Genomic DNA, 24,913 nt, shown 5'->3' with positions numbered 1-24,913 from the left:
ATGATCTTCTACGGTACCAATCCCATCGCCTGGTCGAATGATGACGACCGCTCGCTTGGCGCCCATATCAGCCTCGACCAGTGCCTCGACGAGACCGCGAGGATCGGCTTCGACGGTATCGAGAAGGGTCACAAGTTTCCGCAGGAGCCGGCTGCGCTCAAGGCCGTACTGGAGCCGCGCGGGCTGCGCTATGTTTCCGGCTGGCATTCGCTGAACCTGCTCGTCAACTCCGTCGAGGACGAGAAACGAGCGATGCAGCCGGCGCTCGATCTCCTCAAGTCGATGGGCTCGAAAGTCATCATCGTCTGCGAGACGTCGAATGCCATCCACGGCGATGACGGCACGGCCGTCAACGACCGTCCGAAACTCCCCGACAGCGCGTGGAAATCCTTCGGCGCCGGCGTCGAGGCGCTGGCGGAATTTGCGGCAGGGCAGGGCATCAGCCTCGTCTACCACCACCACATGGGCACGATCGTCGAGAGCGAAGACGAGATCGACAGGCTGATGGCAAATACCGGCCCGCATGCAAAACTCTTGCTCGATACCGGCCATTGCCTGTTCGGCGGCGGCAATCCGGAGCGCGCCGCAAAAAATCACATGGCCCGCGTCGGCCATATCCACGCCAAGAACGTTCGCCCCGATATCGCCGCGCAGGTGCGGAGCGAAGGTCTCTCTTTCCTGGAAGGCGTGCGCCGTGGCGTCTTCACCGTCCCGGGTGACAAGGACGGCGGCGTGAGTTTTCCTCCGGTACTGAAGATCGCCGCCGAGCACGGCTATGAGGGCTGGCTGGTGATCGAGGCCGAGCAGGATCCGGACGTGCGCAATCCCTTCGAATACCAGAGCATGGGCCTCTCGTCGCTGAAGGCGATGGCGCAGGCAGCCGGCCTCGACAAGGGGAGGGCCAACACATGACAGACCTGCTGCGCAAGCCGAAAGGCGCATCCGGCAAGGTGCATGACGTCACGCCGAAGGATGCCGGCTGGGGTTATGTCGGCTTTGGCCTCTACCGCCTGAAGCCGGGCGAAAGTGCTGCCGAAAAGACCGGCGAGACGGAAGTCATCCTCGTGCTGGTCGAGGGCAGGGCGGATATCTCCGGAGGCGGCAAGGCTTTCGGCGAGCTCGGCGACCGGATGAACGTCTTCGAGCGCAAGCCGCCGCACTGCGTTTATGTGCCCGCTGGTTCCGACTGGAGCGCCAAAGCCACCACCGAATGCACGCTCGCTGTCTGCACCGCGCCGGCGAAGCCCGGACGCGAAGCGGCGGTGATCGGGCCGGAAGGGCTTTCCCTCAATACCCGCGGCAGGGATGCCAATACCCGTTACATCTTTCCGATCGCCATGGAGGAAAGGGACGTCGCCGACAGCCTTCTGGTCACCGAGGTGTTCACGCCGGCCGGCAATTGGTCCTCCTATCCGCCGCACCGGCATGACGAGGATAATTTCCCCGACATGACCTATCTGGAAGAGACCTATTACCACCGGCTGAACCCGGCGCAGGGTTTCGGCTTCCAGCGGGTCTTCACCGAAGACGGCTCGCTTGACGAGACCATGGCCGTTTCGGACCACGATCTCGTGCTGGTGCCAAAAGGCCATCATCCCTGCGGCGCGCCCTATGGTTACGAGATGTATTATCTGAACGTCATGGCCGGCCCGATCCGCAAATGGCGGTTCAAGAACCACCCGGACCACGACTGGATCTTCAGAAGGGACAATCCTTAAACTGGTTGTCTAAATCAGGTCCCTGGGATGCTCGGCGATGTCGCCGATCTCGGCTATATAAGTGTCGAGCTTGTCGAGCATCTCGCGGAAAATTCCCGCATAGCCCGGATCGTCCGCGACGTTTCTCAATTCGTGCGGATCTTCCACGCAGTCGAATAATTCCCATTCCGGCGGGGCGCCATTCGGTCTGGCGCCTGGCTGTCCCAGATCGTCATTGTACCAGTAGATGAGTTTGTAGCGGGCGTCGCGCACCCCGTAATGCGCGAAGGCGCCATGGATGGCATCGTTATGCATCCAGTAGCGATGGTACACCAATTGCTGCCAGTCGTCCGGAGTCCGCCCTTCCAGCACGGGTCGCATCGACCGCCCTTGCATGAAGGAAGGCGTCCGCACCCCGCCATAGTCCAGGAAGGTGGGCGCAAAGTCGACGTTGCAGGCGAGGTCGCGACTGCTCGTGCCGGCCGGGATCGCTGCCGGGTAACGCGCCAAAAACGGCATCTGCAGACTTTCCTCATACATGAAGCGCTTGTCGAACCAGCCGTGCTCACCAAGGAAGAAGCCCTGGTCAGATGTGTAGATCACCAGCGTGTTCTCGGTCAGGCCTTTTTCGTCGAGGTAGTCGAGCAGGCGCCCGACATTGTCGTCGATCGATTGAACCGTCCGGAGGTAGCGCTTCATGTAGCGCTGGTATTTGAATTCCGCGAACGCCTGTGGATCGGTGAAGGTATAGTTCCGGCCGGTCGAAGCGCAGACCACGGTGATGCTTCCGCCATTTTTGAGTTCCGGCACGCGGCGCACCGGGATCTGATCCAGCATCAGTTCCCCCGTGACGGTGGCCGGCCCTTCCGGCTGCACGAGCCCGAGATCCTCCCAGTTGAGGTCGGAGCGGACGCGCATGCGGGCAGCGGCGGCGGCTGCCGCACGGCCGGAATAATCGTCGTTGAACGTCGACGGCAGCGGAAGGTCCTCTTCCGCCCAGAGATGATTGTATTTGTGGTCAGGCACGAAATTGCGATGAGGCGCCTTGTGGTGGCACATCAGAAAGAAGGGCCGGCCGTCGCCTTGTTCGATGAAATCGATCGATTTGTCGGTAATGATATCGGTGACATAGCCCGGAATTCGGCGCCGGCCATCACGATCGATGAAGGCCGGGTCCCAATAATCGCCCTGCCCTGGAACGACGGCCCAGTCATCGAACCCCTTCGGCTCGTGGAGAGGACCTTCGCCGAGATGCCATTTGCCGAAGATGCCGGTGCGATAGCCTGCCGCTTTCAAAAGCTTGGCCACGTTGGGGATACGATTGTTCATGTGCGTCACGAGCGTCGTGACGCCATTGACGTGGTTATGCGTGCCGGTCAGGATCGCGGCCCTCGACGGCGTGCAGATCGAGTTCGTGACATAGGTCGCGTCATGTCTCACGCCTTCCTTCGCCAGCCGATCGATATTTGGGGTGTGGTTGAGACCTGCGCCATAGGCCGAGATTGCCCGCGCGGCATGGTCATCCGACATGATGAAAAGGATATTCGGTCGCAAGTATTCCTCCCTCGCATTCGAGCGGCAGGAAGACGTATGATCGCAACCATCGAACCCGTCGCCGCCTTGGTCAAGGATACAGCGTCAGGCCATGCGCAAATAATGCAATTTCAGAAGCAAGCGATGCGGAAAACTGATCACTGCTGATCGCCTTGCTCGGCCGCCGGTGGGTTATCGAGATGAAAGAGCTCCCTGCAGAGGGCGATCATCTGGCGTACCGGAGCCCAGTCGCTGAGTTCTTCACGATAGATAACCCCGGTCCGCGTGTGCCTGTAATTGAGATTGACCGGCACCGGCACGATGCGTGGACAGGAGGTCGCAAGCACAGCCGCATCGGGCAACAGGCAGAGGCAATCGCTCCGCTGAAGGATGGACAATGTCGAATGCAAGCTCTCACAGCTCAACCGGATGTCTGGCTCCCGCCCTAGCCGCTCGAAAAGACCGTGCTGCGTGGTGGCCTGATAGATCGGAAGCTCGGAATGGACGAGCCAGGGATAGTCGAGCAGGCGCTCCGGCGGAACCGCGCCTGCGGGGTCGCGCGCGGCGAAGATCGGATGATCCTCGCGCGCCATCACATTGTTGATTACTTTCGTCAGGGGAAGCGCAACGAGGCGGAAGTCTTGCGGATCATCGATCGTCATCCCCGTGAACAGCATGTCGAGGCGCCCCTCCAGCAGATCGGTGAGCGAGGTCGCATAACGGCTGTTCCTGAGCTCGAACGCGATCTTGGGGAACCGTCGCTGCATGTCGACGAGCAGCTCCGGCAGGATTGCCGGGCGCCACATCGGTCCGGCGCCGATCCGCAGATAGGCTTTGCCTATTGCCTTGTCGGACATCAGCTCCTGCTCGGCCACTTCCCAGTGGCGCATCATCCGCAGCGATTCTGACAAAACCCTCTCGCCGAACAGCGTCGGACGGACACCGCGCGCGTGCCGCTCCAGAAGCGGTCGCCCGAAATGGGCCTCCAACTGGGCGAGAGATCGAGACAAGGCGGGCTGCGTGAGGTTCAGCCGCTCGGCGGCGCGACGGAGACTGCCTTCCTCCACGATCGCCTGGAGACGGAAGAGGTGGGTGATCTGGTCCAGCATGGCAGTGATAAGCTTCGTTTATCGGTCACGGCGTTAATTGCATTTTTCGTGCATTGCCTCAACTGCTATGGCATTCGGAATGCCAAGAATGCGTATTTGGCAGAATCTTATTCGCTACATGCAGCCTGTCTGGCCGGGGAGCGGGCAAGTCAGGCTCTCGGGAGGAGAGCATGCGAAACCGATTGATTTTGTCCGCCTTGACGGCGGCTTTTTTATCCATGCCGCCGGTCGCCCAAGCAGAAGTCGGGAACAACCCGGAGACGCTTGCGATCGCGGGCATTCTGGATAACGACACCTTCGACCGTGCCGGCCTTTCCATCGGCCATCGCGCCCAGTACTGGATGCCGGTCTTCGACACGCTGCTCTACACGGCACCGGATGGCAAGACGATGCCAAACCTGGCCACCGAATGGCACTTTAACGGCGATGGCACGGAGCTGACGCTCAAGCTGCGAGAAGGCGTCAAATTCACCGACGGAACACCCTTTAACGCGGAGGCGGTGAAGGCAAACCTCGAATATCTGCGCGATGGCGTCGGGCAGAACACCTGGATGGCTGGCGCTGTCAAGAATGTCGAGATCGTAGGCCCGGCAGAGCTGAAGCTGCACCTCAAGGAGCCAGATCCCGGCATGCTCTTCAACCTGGCGACCGTCGGCGGCGCGATGGCGAGCCCCGCGACGCTCGGCAAGGCTGATTCCAAGATGCTCCCGATCGGTTCCGGACCTTACGTCTACGACACGGCGCGCTCGGTGACCGGACGGCAATACGTCTACAAGCGCAATCCGGATTATTGGAATGCCGGCGCCTTTCCGTTCGAAACCATGACGATCACGCCGATTAACGATCTCAGCGCGCGGATGAATGCGCTGAAATCCGGTCAGGTGGATGCCGCCGCGGGCGAAGGACAGGTCGTCCCCGAGGCCGAGGCGAGCAAGCTGACGGTCTCCAGATTGCCCGTGGACTGGCTGGGTCTGTTTCTCTCCGACCGCGACGGCAAAATGGTGAAGGCGCTGTCCGACGTGCGCGTCCGGCGCGCTCTCAATATGGCATTCGATGAAAAAGCGATCCTGAAGTTCGTCGCCCGGGGTTATGGCGAAGTCACGGATCAACCTTTCGTTCCGCCAAGCGAAGCATTTGATCCATCGCTCGACGGGACCTATCACTATGACCCGAAGGCGGCCCGTGGCCTGCTTGCCGAAGCGGGTTATCCAAACGGCTTCAGCGTCACGATGCCGGATATCGGCACGCTTGCTTCCTACACGCCGATCATCACCCAACAGCTCAAGGATATCGGCGTCACCGTCAACTGGGTGAAAGTTCCGCCGAATGTTACAATCGCCGAGTTGCTGTCGGGCAAATACCCGATGTTCCTCTTTCGTCTGGGGAGCCAGTCGCCCTGGGCCGACTTCAACAAATTCGCCTTCGCAAACTCCCCCTGGAACACATCCAAGGCAAAGGACGAAAAGCTGGAGGCGCTCCTGAAGACAGCCCAGTATACGCCTCCAGGCAAGGAGCAGAATGCCGCGATGCAGGCTGCCAATCGATATATGGTCGAGAATGCCTTCTTTGCGCCGTGGTTCCGCATCGACAGCATCTACATTTCCAACGCTGAGGTGAAGGTCCAGATGCAGGCGCAGAACATCGTGCCATGGCCGCGCAATTATGCGCCCTCAAAGTGAGTTCTGACGTCGATGATACGTTATCTTCTGAGACGGGTCGCTTCCGGCATCGCGCTGCTTTGCCTGGTCTCGACCGTAACCTTCATGATGGTTTTCGGCGCCACGGGCAACGTCGCCCGCAACATCCTCGGTGAGAACGCGACGGTCGACCAGCTGAAGGCGCTGAACAGCCGGCTGGGGCTCGACCGACCGCTGATCGTACAATTCGGCGATTGGGTGAGCCATGCCGTCCGCGGCGACCTCGGCCCTTCATGGACGATGAGCGAGAGCGTGGCGTCGGCACTTGCGAGCCGGCTGCCCGTCACCCTGTCAATGGTGACCATCGCCGTGGCGCTGATGGCGCTCCTTTCGGCGATGCTCGGCATCGCCGCGGCCGTCCGCGGCGGCTGGGCCGACCGCGCGATCCAGATCGTCAGCGTCGCAGGTTTCGCCATGCCGAATTTCTGGCTCGGCCTGCTGCTGGTCCTCACCTTCTCGGTCAAGTTCGGCTGGCTGCCGGCGACGGGTTATGTTTCGTTCAGTGCTTCGCCGTCCGCCTGGGCAGCTTCCCTGGTGCTTCCTGTAACGGCGCTGGTGCTTTCGGGGATAGCCTCGGCCTCCCAGCAGATCCGGGGCGCGGTCATCGATGCGCTCAAGCAGGATTACGTGCGCACACTCCGCTCTCGCGGCGTCAGCCCCCGTTCGGTGCTCTACCGCCATGCGCTGCGCAATGCGATGCCGGCGGCGCTGACCGTTCTATCGGTTCAGTTCATCGCCCTTCTCGGCGGTGCCGCCGTCATCGAGCGCGTATTCGCTATTCCCGGCATGGGTTCGTTGACCGTCTCGGCTGCGCTGATCGGCGATGTTCCCGTGCTCATGGGAGTGGTCGTGACCCTTATCATCGTGGTCGTTCTGGTGAACATACTGGTCGACTTCCTCAACGCATGGGCAAATCCGAAGGTGAGGATGTCATGAGCGATATCAACGCCGCCCAGCCGCCAATCCCCGCGGCTTCGCAGCGCCGTCATTTCGTCCGTTCGGTGCTCACCAACCCGACCGGCCTTGCCGCCTCGCTGGCGCTTCTGGTCGTTATCGCATCGGCGATCTTCGCGCCTCTGCTTGCCCCCAACGATCCGTCCGCCGTCCAGATATTCAAGGTCAATGCCGTCGCCGGCGACGGTTATCTCCTCGGGGGCGACGGTTCGGGACGCGACATATGGAGCCGTCTCCTCCATGGCGGTCGCAACACATTCCTCGGTGCGCTGATCACGGTGGTCATCGCCGCATCCATCGGGGTGACAGCGGGACTCTTCGCCGGCTTTTACGGCAGGAAACTCGATCTCGTGGCCCGCTGGATCTCCGACGGAATCATGGCCCTGCCGGCGCTGATCGTATTGCTCGCCTTCTATCAGGCGCTCGGTGCCTCGATCTACCTGTCGATGGCGGTTTTCGGAGTGATGCTGTCACCGGGCTTTTTCCGGCTTACGCGCAATCTCGTCAACGGGGTCAAAAACGAACTCTATATCGACGCCGCGCGCGTCTCGGGCCTTAGCGATCTCAGGATCATCACCAAGCACATTCTGCTTTCGGTACGAGCGCCGGTGGTGATCCAGACCTCCATCGTCGCCGGGATCGCCATCGTCGTCCAGTCAGGTCTCGAGTTCCTCGGGCTTGGCGATCCCAGCACGCCGACCTGGGGCGGAATGCTGCAGGATGCCTTCTCCAACATCTATGTCACTCCGCAGGCTATTCTCTGGCCGGGGCTTGCAATCACGGCAACGGTCGCTTCGCTGGTGCTGCTTGCGAACGCCATCCGCGACCGCATGCAGCAGGGCAGTGTTCAAGTCAGGGCGCCGAAGGTCCTCCCCCGGACGGTGAGCGAATCGCTGCCACGCGCCGCACCCGACGTGCTGCTCGATGTCAGGGATCTCGTTGTAGCCTATCCCGCGAACGACGGCTGGCGCGAAGTCGTCAAGGGCGTGAGCCTCAGCCTCAGGCGCGGCGAAGTTCTGGGACTTGTCGGCGAAAGCGGATCAGGCAAGAGCCAGACGGCCTTTTCCATCCTCGGACTTTTGTCGCCTGGGGGTCGTGTGCTTTCCGGCTCCATCCAGTTCGACGGTATCGATCTGGGGAGATCTTCCGAAGATGAGCTGCGTACCCTTCGCGGCAAGCGCATCGCCTATGTCCCCCAGGAGCCGATGGCCAATCTCGATCCGGCGTTCCGGATCGGGTTCCAGCTCGTCGAGCCGATGATGGCGGTGCTCGGAATCTCGCGGGCGGAAGCGACGCGGCGGGCGCTGAAACTGCTTGCCCGCGTGAAGCTGCCGGACCCGGAACGGGTGTTTCGGGCCTACCCGCACGAGATCTCCGGCGGCATGGCCCAGCGCGTCCTCATTGCCGGCGCTGTCGCCTGCAGTCCCGACCTTCTGATCGCCGACGAACCAACCACTGCGCTCGACGTAACCGTGCAGGCCGAAGTGCTCGATCTTCTGCGCGACCTGCAAAAGGAGTTCAACATGGCGGTCATGCTGGTGACCCACAATTTCGGTGTCGTGGCGGATAGCTGCGACCGGGTGGCCGTCATGAAGGACGGCAGGATCGTTGAAATCAACACCGTGGCAGACCTCTTCGCCGCGCCGGCGCACGACTACACCCGCATGCTTCTCGGATCCGTTCTCGAAGATGGCATGACGCGGACATATAGGCCACCGATGACGGAGGAGATGCGCGCATGAACGATCAGATCCTCGTCGATTGCCGCAACGTCAACGTCCATTTCGGCGCCCACCATGTCCTGAAACACGTCAATCTCACCATCCGCCCCGGTGAAACCGTGGGGCTGGTGGGCGAGAGCGGATCGGGCAAGACGACGCTCGGGCGCGCCATTCTCGGCATCGGCCCCGTCAGCTCGGGCGAGATAGTGTTCGACGGCGAGAATATCGCCGGAGTGCCGCCACGCGCACGCCAAGGCCAGGCGGCCATCCAGGCGGTATTCCAGGATCCCTACAGCTCGCTCAACCCGTCGATGATGATCGAAGACATCCTGACGGAACCGATAGTTGCGCGCGGGCTCGCCTCGCGTGCCGATGCCTCCCGGCAGGTCCGCAAGCTGCTCGATCAGGTCGCCCTGCCAAGCGACGCGGCGGAACGGTTTGCCCGCGAGTTTTCTGGCGGCCAGCGCCAGCGGATCGCCATTGCCCGTGCGCTGGCGCTGTCCCCGCGCCTCATCGTTTGCGATGAGCCGGTCTCCGCCCTCGATCTTTCCACCCAATCGCGGGTCATGGATCTGTTCATCGAGATCCAGGATCGGACGGGCGTCGCCTATCTCTTCGTTTCCCACGATCTGGCGGCGGTGCGTCACATCTCGCATCGTGTTGCGGTAATGCGCTTCGGCGAGATCGTTGAATTCGGAGAATGCGACCAGGTGACGGCTCGCCCCGCTCATGACTACACGAAGCGTCTGCTTCTCGCCGCGCCCGTCGCCGATCCCGCAAGGCAGGCGGAACGGCGCGCCGCGTTCCGCGCCCTCGCAATGACGGCTTAAACCATGCGCGCCATCGTCCTGATGTTCGACAGCCTCAACCGCCGCCTTCTGCCGCCCTATGGCGACAGGACAGCCCATGCGCCAAATTTCGGGCGGCTTGCGGAAAGGACGGCCACGTTCGACCGCTGTTATGCCGGTTCCATGCCCTGCATGCCGGCGCGGCGCGAAATGCACACCGGCCGGTACAATTTTCTCCACCGGTCGTGGTCACCGATCGAGCCGTTCGACGACAGCGTGCCGGAGTTGTTGAGAAACGCCGGTATCTACACCCACCTGGTTACCGACCATCAGCATTATTGGGAGGATGGGGGCGCGACCTATCATACGCGCTTTTCTTCGCATGAGTTCTTTCGCGGCCAGGAAGGCGACCTCTGGAAAGGCATTGTCGAAGGTGTGGATCGCACGCGTCTCGTCGACTTCCTCTACCAGATGAAGCGGCAGGATCCAATCAACCGGACCTATCTCAGGGACGAGCTTGACCACCCGCAAACGCGAACATTCGATGCCGGCCTGCAATTCATCGAAACCAATGCCGGCCAGGATGATTGGATGCTGCAGCTCGAGACCTTCGATCCGCACGAGCCGTTTTTCAGCTATGCCGAATATCACGCGCTCTACCCCGATACCGGCGAGGATTTCGACTGGCCGCCCTATGATCGCGTCACCGAGGCGGAAGAACGGGTCCTCCAGGCGCGGCATCGCTATCTGGCGCTGCTTTCGATGTGCGACCGCAATCTCGGCCGGCTGCTTGACATGATGGACGAGAAGAACATGTGGGACGATACGATGCTGATCGTCTGCACGGACCATGGTTATATGCTCGGCGAAAAGGGCTGGTGGGGTAAATCCGTTATGCCGTGGTACGACGAGACGATCCACACGCCTTTCTTCGTCTGGGATCCGCGGGCCAGGGTTGCCGGCGAACGGCGCTCCGCGCTCGTTCAGACCATAGACATTGCGCCGACGCTCCTTGACCTGTTCGGCCTCCAGCCGACGCCTGATATGCAGGGAAAACCGCTTCTCGAGACGGTCAGAAACGATGCTCCGGTCCGCAAAGCGGGACTATTCGGGAATTTCGGGGGGCACGTGTGTGTCACCGAGGGCCGTTACGTCTACATGCGATGCTGCGCCACCGAGGACAATTCGCCGCTCCATGAATATACGCTGATGCCGACCCACATGCGCGCCCGCTTCTCCCCGGACGAACTGTCGAAGGCGGAGCTCGCGCCGCCTTTCTCCTTCACCAAAGGGGCTCCCGTCCTGCGCATACCGGGATGGACGATCCGGGGCCCCTGGGTTTTCGGGACCTTGCTCTACGATCTTGAGACGGATCCCGAGCAGAAAAATCCGCTCAGAGATGATAGAATTGAATTGCGGATGGCCGAGCTGCTCGTCGAGTTGATGCGTGCCTCCGATGCGCCCTCCGATCAGTTTGAACGGCTCGGCCTTCCCGAGACGGGACCGGTGCGCGGCGAACACCTGCTCATCGAAAAACAATGGGCGCAGGTCGTTTCCGGCCAGCGCAGCGTGGCGCGGGCAAGCGATTTCCCACAAGGGGCTCGGGTAGCGAATATCCCGATCGCGAAGCTCATGGCCGACGAAACGACGCGCCGCATCCTGATTGCGGAAGTTCCTCGTCTTGCGGCCAAGCCGCTGCCCGCCCCACTCGCCGCAAAGACGCTGGTGCAGGCGGCAACAGTCTGGCCGGAACTGGACCTGGGAAAGCTCGAGGCGCTTGAACGCGCGCTCACCGAGCAGGTTTGAACGGAGGGATCGATGCCATCGACACTGGATCATCTGACGAAATCGCCCTTCAACCTCGATCGCGAAGCCCTCGACTGGGTGACCCGGACGTTCCAGGCCCTGGACGATACCGGGCGCGCCGCCCAGCTTTTTAATCTCAATTCGCGCGGTGACGACCGCGAGGCGGAGATCGTCCGCCTCGGCGAGCTGCAGCCGGGTGGCATCACCCGTTATTTTGGCGCGGATGGCACGAGGGAACGCGAGCATATGGCAGCGGTTCAGGCTGGGGCCAAGGTCCCTCTGCTCGTTTCCGCCGATCTCGAAGGCTCACGCATGAGCCTCTCCTTCGGCACGGCCGTTCCCAATCCACTGGCCCTGGCCGCCGTTGATGATGTCGAACTGACCGAGGCGATCTCCGACCTGATGGCGCGCGAAGCCCGTTCCGTCGGGATCAACTGGTCCTTCACACCGGTGCTGGATATCAACGCGGCCTTTCGTAGCCCGATCGTCGCAACCCGCGGATATGGCTCGGATCCGGCGCTGATCGAACGTCACGCACTGGCGCAGATGCGCGTCTTCCAGCGGCTCGGCCTTGCCGCGACCGTGAAACATTGGCCGGGCGAAGGCTATGACGAACGCGACCAGCACCTGGTCACCACCATCAATCCGCTATCGATGGAAGAATGGCGGGCCACCTTCGGTGTGCTCTACAAGGCCGCCATCGATCAGGGGGTGAAGTCGGTCATGTCGGCGCATATCGCGCTGCCGGCCTATGTCTTGGAACGCGATCCTGATGCAGGCGAAGAGGCCTATCTGCCGGCTTCAGTCTCTGCGCCGCTCAATACCGCACTCCTGCGGGGCGAGCTCGGCTTCAACGGCCTGATCGTCTCCGACGCCAGCGAGATGGCAGGCCTTTCGGGCGTGATGCCGGCACATGACGCGAAGATCGAGATTATCGCGAGTGGCTGCGACATGGTCCTTTTCTCCTCCAAACCGGAGGCGGAAATCGCTGCCGTGCGTGACGCCGCCCATTCCGGGCGCATTCCGGCAGAACGTTTTTACGATGCGGTCACACGCGTCCTCGCCCTCAAGGCGTCGCTCGGCCTGCATCGCAACGTCGAAATGCCGGTCCATGTAGGTGAGGCGTCCTCCCAAAAATTGTCCAACGAGGCTTTTGCTCGCGCGCCCACACTGGTGAAGGACAGGAACGGTACGCTGCCGCTCGACCCTGAAAAGCATCGCCGCATCCTTGTCGTTTCCGGCGGGATCGTCGAGCCGATGCAGAATGCGAGGCTGGATTTCAAGCTGCCGGAAATGCTGGCTGCCGAGGGCTTCGAGGTGACCCTTAATCCCTATGGCACCCCGCTTGATACGGAGGGGCACGACCTCGTCCTCTATCTGTTCGGCGAAGAGACGCTTCTGACCCGCGGGCGTATTTTTCTGGATTGGCGGGCACTTCACGGGGATTTCAGGGCCGCCATGAAACGGCCGTGGACGAGCCTGCCGACGGTGATGATCTCCTTCGGCTTTCCCTATTATCTCTACGATGCCCCCCGGGTGCCGACCTATATCAATGCCTATTCCACCCACGAGGCGATGCAGACCGCTGTGGTGGAGGCGCTGATGGGGCGGAGGCCGTGGAACCGCAGCAGTCCTGTCGATCCCTTCGCCGGAGCGCCTGACGCGCGGTACTGATGGCCTCCGGCATGCACGCCGGATGAAGGACATATGGGGCTCACCGATCGACCAGACCGAAGCGCTACCTGCGATCAAGGACCATCGTCCTTTCCAGCTACGGCGTCATAAGCGATCCGGAAGCCTGTATTGCTCGAGGCGCTATCCGGGGAAAGGCCCATCCGCGCCGCGATCCGGTAGCGATAGCAGTAGCTTTTGTGGCAGAGGAACGAACCGCCCTTCAGCACCTTGTCGGAAAAGCGCTTGGCATGCTCATTCCGCGCCTTTGCCTGTTTCGACAGTGAGCGCACCTTGAAAGGGTCGGCGGTCCATTCCCAGACATTGCCGGCGAGATTGTAGAAACCAGCCTCGTTGGGGGCGAAGCTGCGCGCCGGCGCGGTGCCGAAATATCCGTCCTGCAGCGTGTTGGTGTCGGGAAAGCGGCCCTGCCAGATATTGCAGAAGATCGTCTCGTCGGTCGGTTCTTCCTCGCCCCAGGGATATCGCCGCCGGCGGTTGCCGCCACGCGCAGCATGCTCCCATTCCGCTTCCGTCGGCAGGCGGCCGCCGACCCATCGCGCGAATGCGAGCGCGTCGTTCCAGGAGACGTGGGTGACCGGATGGTCGAGCCGATCGTCGATCGAACTGTCGCGGCCTTCCGGTTGCCGCCAGGTGGCCCCGTCCACGCGCGTCCACCAAGGGGTTCCTATGACACCGCCCGTCGCAAGGCTGCTGTCGCCGAGCAGCGATGCGAACACGGCTGACGAGCCGAACCTCTCCGATTCCGTCACATGACCGGTCGTCTCGACGAACTGGGCAAACCGACGGATGGTGACCGTCTCGACCTCGAGGTGAAAATCCTGCAACGAAATCCTGCGCTCCGGCCCCTCGCCATCGGCGGAGATTACCGGGTCATGGGTTCCAACGAATGTCTCGCCCCCCTTGACGGCAATCGCTTCCCCTCTGATGCCGGCAGAGACCGTGTTTGCCGGTACGCCAGATATTCCCTGTTCCGGTTCCCGCCTTGATCCTGAACAGCATCCACTCATTGCGTCTTCCTGATGTACTTTGTTTCGTCTTGCGGATTTTTCCGGCTGCCAGCCTTCTGACCTTCCGCTATCCACGACTTCGCTTTCGCAAACATATAAACGCTCGATTGCGGGAATGCCAAAAGCATTCGGGCGATCGAATGATAGATGGGCTTTCGTCTTTTCAGCGGGTCATTGCTCCTTGAGGGAGCTCCTGTTGACTAATTGATCAACTCGGCTGACAAAGGCTGCGATAAAGAGAGGGAATATTCATGGCCGACGAAGAAAACATCGAGCTTTCTACCGTGTCTGCGACGGCTGAATCCGCGCCGGCGCCGTCCGTTGCCAAGAAGGCGGCCTCTCGACGAAAAAAAGCCTCGGTCGAGCCTGTTCGCGCCACATCGAAGGCGGCTTCGCCAACCAGGTCCAAGAGGCATAGCGACGAAGACAAGCTTGAAAAGCTCGGACAGATCGACGCACAGCTTGCAAACGGGGTGACGCTCAAGGACGCAGTCAAGATCGTCGGCATTTCTGACCAAACATATTATCAATGGAAGAAGGCCGTAAAATCCGAGGACACCATTCGGAAAGCGCCTGTTCCGGTTCCCTTTACCGACGATCTTGCTGAGTTCATCCAGCTCGAAGAGGAGAACCAACGGCTTCGCAAGCTGTTGGCGGAAAAGTTGCGCACCGAGAATGCAGAACTGCGCAGACGACTCGGTCTTAAGTGAACCCGACACTAGGATCTCGCATCACGTGCTCGAGTTGACGCCGAGATTCACTGGGTAAAACCGATAACACCAAAGGCTTGTGAGACCTGCTCGATAGTGCAGGGGCTCGGCAATCGACATAGCTCACGCTGAGAAACAGATGAAGACCACACGGCGCAACTTTGTCGTCGAGTATAAAACCAATCGACGGCAGCCGAAGACCCAAGCAAACTCGATCTAGGGATACGGATCTGAGGGCCCTGGCCCGGGCGGTGGAAAGCGACACGTCACTGCCACATCGCATTCAGCCGATCGAGGAGCGCCCGCGAGCCTCCGATAACGCCGTGGTCACGTCCGAGGGAGTGAAGCTGGAGCCGAGCATTGAAAACGGCCGTCGCGCCGACGATCCAGGAACAATCCCTTCATTGGATGGCAAAGCCGGTTCATCTTTGCCACCTCAAATCGAATTGCCGGCGGCAATTGATGCTCAGCCATCCCCGAAATGGTAGCGGTCGTGAGAAATCACGTACCGTTGTCGAGCGCTAAGAAACCGCACGTAAACATTCAGACCATCGAAATTGTCACGCCGTCCGAAAAGGACCATCCTCAGCGGCGGAGTGTCCATCTGCCGGACGTGGTTTCGGATGACGATCTGGCGGCGCTCGACGCCGAGAACAGGCAGCTCAAAAAGCTGCTGGCCGACAAACTTCGGACCGAGAATGCTCGCCTGACGAACGTGCTTCAGCGGCTCGGCAGCTTATCGCCGGATTGAAAAGTCGGACCCTGTCCGGCGAACCCTGCGCAGGTCGACCGATGGCTGTGGCGGATCCCGAAGCCGACGCGCGCTCCCGGTCGCCCAGCCAATCGGACATCGCCAACACGGGTTCCGAATTATCGTCAATCGGGAACCACGACCAGTTTGCCGACGAAATTCTTGGCCATGAAGTCGGTTTGGGCGCGGTGGAATTCCGACAACGGATAAACGCCGCCGACGAGCGGTCGGACCTTTCCGCTTTCGATATAACCGACGAGGCGGCGAAAATCGGCGCGGCTCCCCTGGCTGGAACCGTGCAGCTCCAGCTGCTTCAGATACATCGTCCTGAGATCAAGCTGGACGACCGGGCCTGCAATGGCCCCCGCGGTCGTGTAGCGGCCCTCGGGGCGAAGGATTTTCAGAAGATCGTTGAACATCGGGCCGGCCACCAGATCGGCGACCACGTCGATCGGTGCCCCGCCCGTTGCTTCGGTCACCGCCTCGACAAGGTCGCCTTTCCCGCGCGTCACCACGGCCTGGGCGCCGATCTCGAGTACGGCGCTTTCCTTGCCTGGGCCTGCGACGGCGATCGGGATCGCGCCGCGCGCCCGCGCAAGCTGAATGATCGCCGAGCCGACGCCGCCCGAGGCGCCGGTGACGAGTACCCGTTCCCCGACAGAAAGCCTGGCTCTTTCCAGCATTCGCTCGCCGGTCAGATAGGCGCAGCAGAAAGTCGCAAGCTCGATATCAGTCATGGTGGTGTTGATCACATGGGCGTTTTCTGCCGGCAGCGCCATGTATTCGGCATAACCGCCGTCGCGTCCGTGGCCCATGTAGTCGATGTCGGCAAGGCTATCGTCCTCGCGGTTGTAGATGGAGAAATCGACCATCACCCGCTCGCCTATCCGTGTCGGATCGACACCCTCTCCGACGGCAACCACGTGACCGACGGTATCGGCGCCCTGGATGCGCGGAAAGACGAGCGTATTGCCCTGCCGTCGCCATGTGGAAACGGCGCCGGGATCCTCCTCTGTACCGTAGGCGCCCTGGCGCACCCAGACATCGGTGTTGTTCATGCCGCAGGCCGCCACGCGGATGAGGACCTCGCCGGCGGCAGGTCTGGGCACGGGGACATTCCGGCTGTAGACGAGCTTGTCGAGCCCGCCATGGCCTGTCAGCAGGACGGCTGCCATCGTTTCGGGGATAGAGGCCATGTGTCTTCTCCCGTCAGCGGTTGGCGAAGACACCGTCGATCGCCTCGGCCGTCGCCTTGACGACGATATCCGCTTCCTCGCGGGTGAGGCAAAGCGGCGGCGCAAAACCGAGAATGTCGCCCTGGGGCATGGCGCGGCCGATGACGCCGCGTTCCAGAAGCGCTGCTGCGATTTGTGGGCCGATCTTCCGGGAAGGATCGAAGAACTTGCGATCGTCCCTGTCCTCCACGAATTCCACAGCTGCCATAAGGCCATCGCCGCGGACGTCGCCGACATGCTCGTGGCCGGCAACGGCCTTGGCCAGTTCGGAGCGGAAATAGGCTCCGGTCTCGGCAGCATTCTGCACCAATCCCATCTCGTCGATCAGTTCGAGGTTGGCGACGCCGGCCGCCGCGCAGATCGGGTGCGAGGAATAGGTCCAACCATGGCCGATCGCGCCGAGCTGGTCCGAACCCTGCACCAGGACCTGCCAGAACCGGTCGGAGACGATCGTGCCGGACAGCGGTGCATAGGCGGAGGTCAGGCCTTTGGCGATGGTGATGAGATCCGGCTTCATGCCGTAATGGTCGGAGCCGAACATCGTGCCGAGGCGGCCGAAGCCGGTCACCACCTCGTCGGCGACGAGCAGGATGTCGTATTTCTGGAGTACTGCCTGGATCTTTTCCCAATAGCCCCTGGGCGGCGGTACGATGCCGCCGGTGCCGAGGATGGGCTCGCCGATGAAGGCTGCGATCGTCTCCGGGCCTTCCGAAAGGATCATCTCCTCCAGCTTGTCGGCACAATATTGCGAGAACTGTTCCTCGCTCATCGAGCGGTCCGGGCGGCGGAAATAATACGGCGCTTCGGTATGCAGGATCGGCACGCGCGGCAGGTCGAAGGCCTTGTGGAAGAGCTCGAGGCCGGTGAGACTGCCGGTCATGACGCCAGAGCCGTGATAGCCGCGCCAGCGCGAGATGATCTTCTTCTTTTCCGGCCTCCCGAGGACATTGTTGTAATACCAGATCAGCTTGATGTTGGTCTCGTTGGCATCGGAGCCGGAAAGACCGAAATAGACCCTGGACATGCCCTCCGGCGCTCGGTCAATGATCATCTTGGAAAGCGTGATCGACGCTTCCGTGCCGTGCCCGACATAGGCATGGTAATAGGCCAGGTTTCGGGCCTGTTCGGCGATTGCATCGGCGATTTTCTGTCGGCCGTAGCCGACATTGACGCAGTAGAGACCGGCGAAGGCATCGAGGCTGGTGCGTCCGTCGCGGTCGGTGATGTAGACGCCTTCGCCGCTGCCGATTACGCGCGTCGGCGTTTCGCCGCGCGCATGCATGCCCATATGGGTCGACGGATGGAAGAAATGATCGCGGTCCCAGGCGGTGAGTTCGTTGTTTCTTTCGAGCATTGGCTTTTCCTTCAAGGTTGTGGGATCGGTCAGCCGGCGGTGTCGATGCAGAGGTATTTGAGTTCCGTGAAGGCCTCGACGCCGTGGCGGGAGCCCTCGCGTCCGAGGCCGGATTGTTTCCAGCCGCCGAAAGGAACAGGCCCGCCGGTGATCTTCACGCGGTTGATCGCCACCATTCCATATTCGAGCGCCCGCCCGAGGCGCATCTGCCGGGCGCCGTTTTCAGTGACCACATAGGCGACAAGCCCGTATTCGGTGTCGTTGGCGCGGGCGACGACCTCGTCTTCCGTGTCGAAGACGGCGACGGCGGCAACCGGCCCGAAGGTCTCCTCGCGCATGATGACCGCATCGGCCGGTACGTTGGTGATGAGTGTCGGCTCGAAGAAAAGCGAACCGGCCCTGTGGCGCTTGCCGCCGGCAAGCAGCCTGGCGCCCTTGTCGAGCGCATCCTTCACCTGTGCCTCGACCTTCATTACGGCTCGTTCGTGCATCAGCGGTCCGATGTCGACGCCATCAGCCAATCCGTTGCCGACCGTCAGGGCGGCGATCCGTTTGGCAAAAGCCGCGTTGAAGGCCTCGAATATGGATCGCTGGACAAAAATCCGGTTGGCTGCGAGGCAGTCCTGGCCGGAGGTCGCGAATTTGGCGGTGACCGCGATCTCGGCGGCGCGATCGATGTCGGCGTCGTCGAACACGATCAGCGGCGCATGGCCACCGAGTTCCATCACCAGCCGCTTCATCGTCGGCGCACATTGTGCGGCGATCAGGCGGCCGATCTCGGTGGAGCCGGTAAAGCTCATCGCCCGCACCCGCGCATCGTCGCAGAGCCGGCCGACGATGGTGGCGGCATCGCCGGTCACGACGTTGAACACGCCCGCCGGCATTCCGGCGCGTTCGGCGAGCTCGGCCAGCGCCAGCGCCGAAAGCGGTGTTTCGGAAGACGGGTGCGCGACGACCGTGCAGCCGGCGGCGAGTGCCGCAGCCGCCTTGCGGGTGACCATGGCGGAGGGAAAGTTCCAGGGCGTGACGATGCCGGCAACGCCGAGCGCCTCCCGCCGGACGATCATTTCGGCGCCCGCAAGATGGCTGGTGACGCTCTCGGCGTTAACCCGTTTGCCTTCCTCGGCATACCACTCGACAAAGGAGGCAGCGTAGTCGATCTCCCCCCGGGACTCGGCAAGCGGCTTGCCCTGCTCCAGCGTCATCAAGAGAGCCAGATCCTCCCTGGCTTCGAGCATCAGCCGATGCCATTCCTTCAGGATTGCGGCCCGCTCTTGCGGTAACTTCGCCCGCCAGACGGGAAAGGCGGTCGCGGCAGCATCGATCGCTGCATCGGTTTCCTCGGCGCTAAGACTCGCGACCCACGCGAGTGTTGCGGAGGAAGCGGGGTCGGTGACCTGGAAGCTTTGGCCGTCGGCGCCGGCAACCCAGCGCCCATCCACATAGGCAAGGTCGCGCAGCAGGTGGCGGTCGGCGAGCCGTGTCAGGGCCTCGTGATAGGCGGGGCGTGCAAAAATTGCAGTCATGGCCAGATCCTCGTTCGGTCGTGGCGCCAGTATCGCCTTGCCGATGCGAGAGATTGTCCATTCGCGAGGGGGAAAAGAGAGAGATGGTCTAAACCGGCCGGGTCTTGCGGAGAGATTGTCTACGACCGTTGGTCGATATCCGCCTCGAACAGGGCGGTAACGGGCACGCCCGTTTCCTCCTTCACCGTCTTGGTGACGATATAGGTGAAATAACGTTCGATACCGAGTTCGCGATCGAGCAGGCCGTCGATCAGGCGTTGATAGGCGTCGATATCGAGGGCCACGATCTTGGCGATATAATCGACGCCGCCGCCGACCGACCAGCAGGCGGTGATCTCAGGGATAGCTGCGACGGCGCGTTCGAAACGATCGAAGTCGCCCTGGCGATGGTTGGCGAGCGTGATCTCCACCATGACGCTGGCGATCGGCGCGATCTTCCTTGGCACAAGCCGGGCATGATAGCCGGCGATGATGCCTGCTTTTTCCAGCTTCCGAAGACGCATCCAGCAGGGCGTCGGCGAAAGGCCGACCTTTTCGGCGAGCGCGAGCTTGGTGATCCGGCCATCACCCTGGACCGCCTCGAGAATGCGCAGATCGATGGCGTCGAGTTTCATATGGTTTCCTGTCGTGCGGTTGTTGAGGAAGACAATGAAAATTCGTTTTGCCATTGTCAATTGAACTGATTTTAAGCACAGTAAAATCATGACAAATTGGCGCCCCGATCCCTCTCAGCTCCGCCGACCGGCCTATCTTTCGCTCGCCGAGCAGATCGCCCGCGCCGTCCAGGAAGGAAAGCTCGTCAACGGGACCAAGCTGCCGACCCACCGCCGCATGGCGGATGATCTCGGCCTGTCGGTCCAGACGGTCAGTCGCGCCTATGACGATCTTATCCGCCGGGGGCTGATTTCCGGCGAAATCGGGCGAGGCAGCTTCGTGCAGACGCAGGCGCGGGAGCCCGAACCGCCTTACCTGCCTGAACGGCTGGGTGAGGTCATCGACCTTTCGATCCTGAAGCCGGTCTGCGAGCAGATCCATGTTGATAAATTCCGGCAGGCCTTCGCCTGGCTTTCTGAAAACCTGCCGGCGAGTTCGGCCCTGTCGTTCCGGCCGAATATGGTGTTCCCCCGCCATCGGGCGATCGCGACCGAATGGCTTGCACGCTGCGGTCTGGATGTCTCACCGCTGAATGTCAGCGTGACCAACGGCGCAACATCGGGAATGACGGTGGCCCTGATGAGCGTCGCACCGCCCGGCTCGACCGTCGCCACGGAAGTGGTCAGCCATCATACCCTCGTTCCGCTTTCCACCTATCTCGGCCTGCATCTGGAAGGGCTGGCGATCGATGAGGAGGGCATGATCCCCGAGGCGCTCGACGAGGCCTGCCGCAAAGGTCCGATCCGGGCGATCTTCCTGCAGCCATCCGTCATCAATCCCATGGCGGCTCTGATGAGCGCCGGTCGCCGCGAGGCACTTGCAGCCGTGGCCGCCAAGCATGACATAGCGATCATCGAAAACGACGTCCTCGGGCCTATGGTGGAGGGCCGTGCGCCGCCGATGGCTGCCTTCGCTCCGGAACGGACGCTCTACGTGACGAGCTTCACGAAAATCACCGTTCCTGGCCTGCGGATCGGTTATCTCGTCGCGCCCGACCGATATGTCGCGGCGGTTGCCAACCGGCATCTGGTCTCCAACTGGATGGCAACGCCCGCAATGGCCGAGATCGCCACCCGCTGGGTCAGCGACGGCACCGCCATGGAACTCGTCAACTGGCAGCGTCGCGCCCTCGTCAGTCGTCATGCCATCGCCGCCGAGACGCTGGCGGGTCTGTCCTACCGAGCGCATCCACAGAGCCTGCACGTTTGGCTGCCGCTTTCCGGCAGTCACACCGAAGATGCCTTCGTGGCGCAGGCGCGGCTACGCGGCGTAGGCATTGCACCGGGCAAGTCGTTCCATACGACGGATCAGGGATGGACGCCGGCCCTGCGCATCTCGCTGGGGTCGACAACGGAAAGCGAGTTGCGCACCGGGCTCGCAATCGTCGCCTCGCTGGCGCAGGGAAACCCCGAAGAGCTGCTGCTTGCGATTTGATGCAAGCGCCTGCCGTTTGTGCAGGCGGAGAAATATTGTCATGATATTATTTTCCGAATTGACATGATTTCGTGAGGCGGTCATCGTTGACGCATTGCTTGTCTCAACAGGGAGAGACATGAATGCCATCGCCCATCATCCGCATCGACAGCATCGTCAAGAGATACGGCCCACTGACCGTTCTCGATGGTTTGTCGATGAATGTGATGCCGGGCGAGAAGCTGGCGCTGATCGGCCCTTCCGGCTCGGGCAAGACGACGATCCTGCGTATTCTGATGACGCTGGAATCGATCAGCGGCGGCCATATCGAGGTCGACGGCGAGCAGCTTTATCACATGAAAAAGGGCGCCGATCTGGTTGCTGCAGACGAGCGCCATCTGCACCGCATGCGCAAGAAGATCGGCATGGTCTTCCAGCACTTCAATCTGTTTCCGCACAAATGCGTCCTCGACAATGTCACGCTCGCGCCGATGCTCACCCAGGGTGCGACACGTGCCGATGCCGAAAAGCGGGCCATGGATCTGCTGGATATGGTCGGCATGGCGGACAAGGCAAAGGCGGTGCCGGCACAGCTTTCCGGCGGCCAGAAACAGCGTGTCGCGATCGCCCGGGCGCTCGCGCTCTCTCCGAAGATCATGCTGTTCGACGAAGTGACATCCGCACTCGATCCGGAACTCGTCGAGGAGGTGCTGAATGTCATGCGGCGGCTCGCGGCCGAGACCGACATGACCATGCTGCTGGTGACACACGAGATGGGTTTTGCCCATGATTTCGCAGACCGCGTGTTGTTTTTCGATCGCGGTAAGATCGTCGAGGAGGGCGGACCGGATGAGATTTTCCGGAACCCCAAGCAGGAGCGCACCCAGACCTTCCTGCGCAAGATCATAGCGGCAGGCCACCGCGTCTGACCGCCAAAGACAGCGATACAGCCCGAAGACATCGGGAAAAAACCAGAGGAGTAGGGAACAATGAAAACGAGAATTTTAGCATCGGCCGTCAGCATTTCGGTCCTCGCCGCCATCGGGGGCGGCATTTCTGCATCCGCAGCGGACCTGAAGCAGTTGAAGGAACAGGGCTTTGCCCGCATCGCCATCGCCAACGAGCCGCCCTATACGGCGGTCGGCGCCGACGGCAAGGTTTCCGGTGCCGCTCCCGACGTTGCCCGCGTCATCTTCGAGCGTCTCGGCATCAAGGAGGTGGTGGCTTCGATCTCCGAATATGGTGCGATGATCCCGGGCCTGCAGGCCGGCCGCCACGATGCGATCACCGCAGGCCTGTTCATGAAGCCGGAACGCTGCAACGCGGTGGCCTATTCCGAGCCGATCCTTTGCGACGCGGAAGCTTTCGCCCTCAGGAAAGGCAACCCGCTGAAGCTGACGAGCTACAAGGACATTGCCAACAATACCAACGCCAAGATCGGCGCCCCGGGTGGCGGCACCGAGGAGAAGCTGGCCCTGCAGGCTGGCGTGCCGCGTGAGCGCGTCATCGTCGTGCCGGATGGGCAGAGCGGCATCAAGATGCTCCAGGATGGCCGCATCGACGTCTATTCTCTTCCGGTCCTGTCAATCCACGACCTCCTGGACAAGGCGAAGGATCCGAATCTCGAAGTCGTCGCACCGGTGGTCGGCGCGCCGGTCTATTGCGATGGCGCGGCCTTCCGAAAGCAGGACGTGGCCCTCCGCGATGCGTTTGATGGGGAGCTCAAAAAGCTGAAGGAATCGGGTGAGTTCGCCAAGCTCATCGAACCCTATGGCTTCTCCGCCAAGGCCGCCATGTCGACCACTCGCGACAAGCAATGCACGGCCGCCCAGTAAACGGCCGAACTGAGGTGGACGGAGCGGCTCATGTGCCGTTCCGCCACCGATCGCGATGGCCTTGGGCCGTCTCTGCACTGTCTCGGATGATGGGAAGTTTCCGCTGATGTCGGTCTGGTCCGGCTATTTGACGCTGATCCTCGAGGGCGCGCTGGTAACGCTGCAGCTGACCGTCATGGGCTCGGCTCTGGCGCTGGTGATGGCTTTCCTGGCCGGCCTCGGGCGGCTTTCGCGCTTCTTTGCCGTGCGGGCGCTTGCGACGACCTATATCGAGTTCTTCCGGGGCACCTCGATCTTCGTCCAGCTCTTCTGGGTCTATTTCGTCCTTCCTTTCGCGGGCCTCACCCTCACGCCGCTTCAGGCGGGCGTTCTGGCTTTGGGGCTCAATGTCGGGGCTTACGGGGCAGAAGTTGTGCGCGGTGCCGTCAAGGCGGTCGGGCGAGAGCAGACCGAGGCCTGCATCGCCCTTAATCTCTCCCGTTTTCAGCGAATGCGCCATGTCATCCTGCCGCAGGCGCTGCCGCTGATGCTGCCCACCTTCTGCAACAACGCCATCGAGCTTTTGAAGGGCACGGCCGTGGTGTCGCTGATCTCGCTGACGGACCTCACCTTCCAGGCGCAAGTCGTCCGTGCCCAGACCGGCAATACGCTCATTCCGTTCGCGACGATCCTCTTTCTCTACTTCGTCATGGCCTGGGCGATTTCCACAGTGATGCGCTGGCTGGAGCGGCGGGTGACGCGCAGCCTCGACGGCGTGAGGACCTGACCATGGAGTGGGATTGGGACTTCGTCTGGCAGATCATGCCGACCCTTCTCGAAGGGTTCAAGATCACCCTCCTGGCGACCGTCCTCGGTGCGGCCGTGGCGGCGGTGATCGGTCTGGCTCTTGCCATCGTGCGCCGCTCGCCGATCACCGCCGTCTCGCGCACGGTCGGCTTCGTTTCGGAATTCATCCGCGGCACGCCGCTTCTCGTGCAGCTCTATTTCATTTTCTACGTGCTGCCGGATATCGGAATCCGCCTGTCGCCGCTGGTCGCCGGCGTCATCGGCATCGGCGTCCACTACGCCACCTATACCGCCGAGGTCTACCGCGCCGGCATCGAGAACGTGCCACGCGGCCAGTGGGAAGCGGCAAAGGCGACCAATCTCACGACAAGGCAGGCGTGGATCCACGTCATCCTGCCGCAGGCCGTGCCGCCGATGATCCCGGCGCTCGCCAACTATTTCATCGCGATGTTCAAGGAAACGCCGCTGCTCTCGGCCATCACCGTGCTGGAGCTGATGAACCAGGCAAAGAGCATCGCCAACAGCAACTATCGCTATATCGAGCCGATGACGCTCGTCGGCGTTTTCTTCCTCGTGGTCAGCCTGATCTCGGTCCTGGGGCTGCGCTGGCTGGAGGAACGTTATGCCAGGATGGACGACTGA

22 protein-coding genes are annotated in these 24,913 nt (G+C 61.8%); 15 read left to right on the top strand and 7 right to left on the bottom strand.

All coding sequences use genetic code 11. The annotated features are described in order from the left end of the window. Together iolE and iolB are read left to right on the top strand one after the other, a co-directional pair. A complete protein-coding gene (gene iolE, locus RG540_RS29670; protein WP_041365891.1) occupies positions 1–912 on the top strand; it encodes a myo-inosose-2 dehydratase in 912 nt (303 codons plus the stop codon). Beyond that, complete coding sequence (iolB, locus tag RG540_RS29665) at positions 909–1,718, top strand: 5-deoxy-glucuronate isomerase (RefSeq protein WP_041365889.1); 810 nt, start codon at positions 909–911, stop codon at positions 1,716–1,718. Before iolE ends, iolB begins: the two co-directional genes overlap by 4 nt. A gap of 9 nt (positions 1,719–1,727) precedes the next feature. On the opposite strand, the gene RG540_RS29660 is transcribed toward iolB, so the two are convergent. Both RG540_RS29660 and RG540_RS29655 read right to left on the bottom strand, forming a co-directional pair. Further along, a complete protein-coding gene (locus RG540_RS29660; protein ID WP_041366596.1) occupies positions 1,728–3,227 on the bottom strand; it encodes a sulfatase family protein in 1,500 nt (499 codons plus the stop codon). A 161-nt stretch (positions 3,228–3,388) separates the two neighbouring features. Further along, a complete protein-coding gene (locus tag RG540_RS29655) occupies positions 3,389–4,339 on the bottom strand; it encodes a LysR family transcriptional regulator (protein WP_041365887.1) in 951 nt (316 codons plus the stop codon). Between the two features lie 170 nt (positions 4,340–4,509). On the opposite strand from RG540_RS29655, the gene RG540_RS29650 reads away from it, so the two are divergent. The 6 genes from RG540_RS29650 to RG540_RS29625 are packed head-to-tail and all read left to right on the top strand — an operon-like array spanning position 4,510 to position 12,979. After that, positions 4,510–6,018 (top strand): ABC transporter substrate-binding protein, encoded by a 1,509-nt coding sequence (locus RG540_RS29650; protein ID WP_041365885.1) that lies wholly within the window; start codon positions 4,510–4,512, stop codon positions 6,016–6,018. 12 nt (positions 6,019–6,030) lie between these two features. Then, entirely contained in the window at positions 6,031–6,972 is a 942-nt protein-coding gene (locus RG540_RS29645; protein ID WP_041365883.1) for an ABC transporter permease, read from the top strand. Then, positions 6,969–8,732: a dipeptide/oligopeptide/nickel ABC transporter permease/ATP-binding protein gene (locus RG540_RS29640; protein WP_041365881.1), complete on the top strand. Its 1,764-nt coding sequence runs from the start codon at positions 6,969–6,971 to the stop codon at positions 8,730–8,732. Before RG540_RS29645 ends, RG540_RS29640 begins: the two co-directional genes overlap by 4 nt. Then, positions 8,729–9,541 (top strand): ATP-binding cassette domain-containing protein, encoded by an 813-nt coding sequence (locus tag RG540_RS29635; protein WP_041365879.1) that lies wholly within the window; start codon positions 8,729–8,731, stop codon positions 9,539–9,541. Before RG540_RS29640 ends, RG540_RS29635 begins: the two co-directional genes overlap by 4 nt. 3 nt (positions 9,542–9,544) lie before the next feature. Next, entirely contained in the window at positions 9,545–11,305 is a 1,761-nt protein-coding gene (locus RG540_RS29630) for a sulfatase-like hydrolase/transferase (RefSeq protein ID WP_041365877.1), read from the top strand. Positions 11,306–11,317: 12 nt separating this feature from the next. After that, entirely contained in the window at positions 11,318–12,979 is a 1,662-nt protein-coding gene (locus RG540_RS29625) for a glycoside hydrolase family 3 protein (RefSeq protein WP_041365875.1), read from the top strand. Between the two features lie 74 nt (positions 12,980–13,053). Here the strand turns inward: RG540_RS29625 and RG540_RS29620 are convergent, their stop codons facing one another. Next, positions 13,054–14,007, bottom strand: coding sequence for a formylglycine-generating enzyme family protein (locus RG540_RS29620; protein WP_041365873.1), 954 nt, complete (start codon positions 14,005–14,007; stop codon positions 13,054–13,056). A 251-nt stretch (positions 14,008–14,258) separates the two neighbouring features. Here RG540_RS29620 and RG540_RS29615 point away from each other — a divergent pair, with 251 nt between their 5' ends. Together RG540_RS29615 and RG540_RS29610 are read left to right on the top strand one after the other, a co-directional pair. Continuing rightward, positions 14,259–14,717 (top strand): transposase, encoded by a 459-nt coding sequence (locus RG540_RS29615; RefSeq protein WP_041365871.1) that lies wholly within the window; start codon positions 14,259–14,261, stop codon positions 14,715–14,717. 493 nt (positions 14,718–15,210) lie between these two features. After that, positions 15,211–15,468: a hypothetical protein gene (locus RG540_RS29610; protein WP_157884713.1), complete on the top strand. Its 258-nt coding sequence runs from the start codon at positions 15,211–15,213 to the stop codon at positions 15,466–15,468. A 125-nt stretch (positions 15,469–15,593) separates the two neighbouring features. Here RG540_RS29610 and RG540_RS29605 read toward each other — a convergent pair whose 3' ends face one another. The 4 genes from RG540_RS29605 to RG540_RS29590 all read right to left on the bottom strand — a co-directional run bounded on the left by RG540_RS29605 (position 15,594) and on the right by RG540_RS29590 (position 20,197). After that, the gene (locus RG540_RS29605; RefSeq protein WP_041365868.1) at positions 15,594–16,664 is read right to left on the bottom strand and encodes an alcohol dehydrogenase family protein; all 1,071 of its coding nucleotides are present in this window, start codon (positions 16,662–16,664) and stop codon (positions 15,594–15,596) included. A 13-nt stretch (positions 16,665–16,677) separates the two neighbouring features. Beyond that, complete coding sequence (locus tag RG540_RS29600) at positions 16,678–18,057, bottom strand: aspartate aminotransferase family protein (protein WP_041365866.1); 1,380 nt, start codon at positions 18,055–18,057, stop codon at positions 16,678–16,680. Between the two features lie 29 nt (positions 18,058–18,086). Then, positions 18,087–19,583 (bottom strand): NAD-dependent succinate-semialdehyde dehydrogenase, encoded by a 1,497-nt coding sequence (locus tag RG540_RS29595; protein WP_041365864.1) that lies wholly within the window; start codon positions 19,581–19,583, stop codon positions 18,087–18,089. A 119-nt stretch (positions 19,584–19,702) separates the two neighbouring features. Beyond that, positions 19,703–20,197 (bottom strand): Lrp/AsnC family transcriptional regulator, encoded by a 495-nt coding sequence (locus RG540_RS29590; protein ID WP_041365862.1) that lies wholly within the window; start codon positions 20,195–20,197, stop codon positions 19,703–19,705. 88 nt (positions 20,198–20,285) lie between these two features. Between RG540_RS29590 and ehuR the strand changes: the two genes are divergently transcribed. The 5 genes from ehuR to ehuD all read left to right on the top strand — a co-directional run bounded on the left by ehuR (position 20,286) and on the right by ehuD (position 24,913). Then, on the top strand, positions 20,286–21,671 hold the full coding sequence (gene ehuR, locus RG540_RS29585) for a MocR-like ectoine utilization transcription factor EhuR (protein WP_041365860.1): 1,386 nt from the start codon (positions 20,286–20,288) through the stop codon (positions 21,669–21,671). 122 nt (positions 21,672–21,793) lie between these two features. Further along, a complete protein-coding gene (ehuA, locus tag RG540_RS29580; RefSeq protein WP_040125472.1) occupies positions 21,794–22,579 on the top strand; it encodes an ectoine/hydroxyectoine ABC transporter ATP-binding protein EhuA in 786 nt (261 codons plus the stop codon). Between the two features lie 60 nt (positions 22,580–22,639). After that, positions 22,640–23,485 carry an ectoine/hydroxyectoine ABC transporter substrate-binding protein EhuB gene (ehuB, locus tag RG540_RS29575; protein WP_041365858.1) on the top strand — a complete coding sequence of 282 codons (846 nt, stop codon included), beginning with the start codon at positions 22,640–22,642 and terminating at the stop codon, positions 23,483–23,485. Between the two features lie 106 nt (positions 23,486–23,591). Next, the gene (ehuC, locus tag RG540_RS29570; RefSeq protein WP_041365856.1) at positions 23,592–24,251 is read left to right on the top strand and encodes an ectoine/hydroxyectoine ABC transporter permease subunit EhuC; all 660 of its coding nucleotides are present in this window, start codon (positions 23,592–23,594) and stop codon (positions 24,249–24,251) included. A gap of 2 nt (positions 24,252–24,253) precedes the next feature. Next, positions 24,254–24,913, top strand: coding sequence for an ectoine/hydroxyectoine ABC transporter permease subunit EhuD (gene ehuD / locus RG540_RS29565; RefSeq protein ID WP_041365854.1), 660 nt, complete (start codon positions 24,254–24,256; stop codon positions 24,911–24,913).

This window comes from Neorhizobium galegae bv. orientalis str. HAMBI 540 (assembly GCF_000731315.1).
Taxonomy (GTDB): Bacteria; Pseudomonadota; Alphaproteobacteria; order Rhizobiales; family Rhizobiaceae; genus Neorhizobium; species Neorhizobium galegae.
The sequence above is the reverse complement of the archived record's forward strand: the minus strand, read 5'-3'. Positions and strand labels throughout refer to the sequence as shown.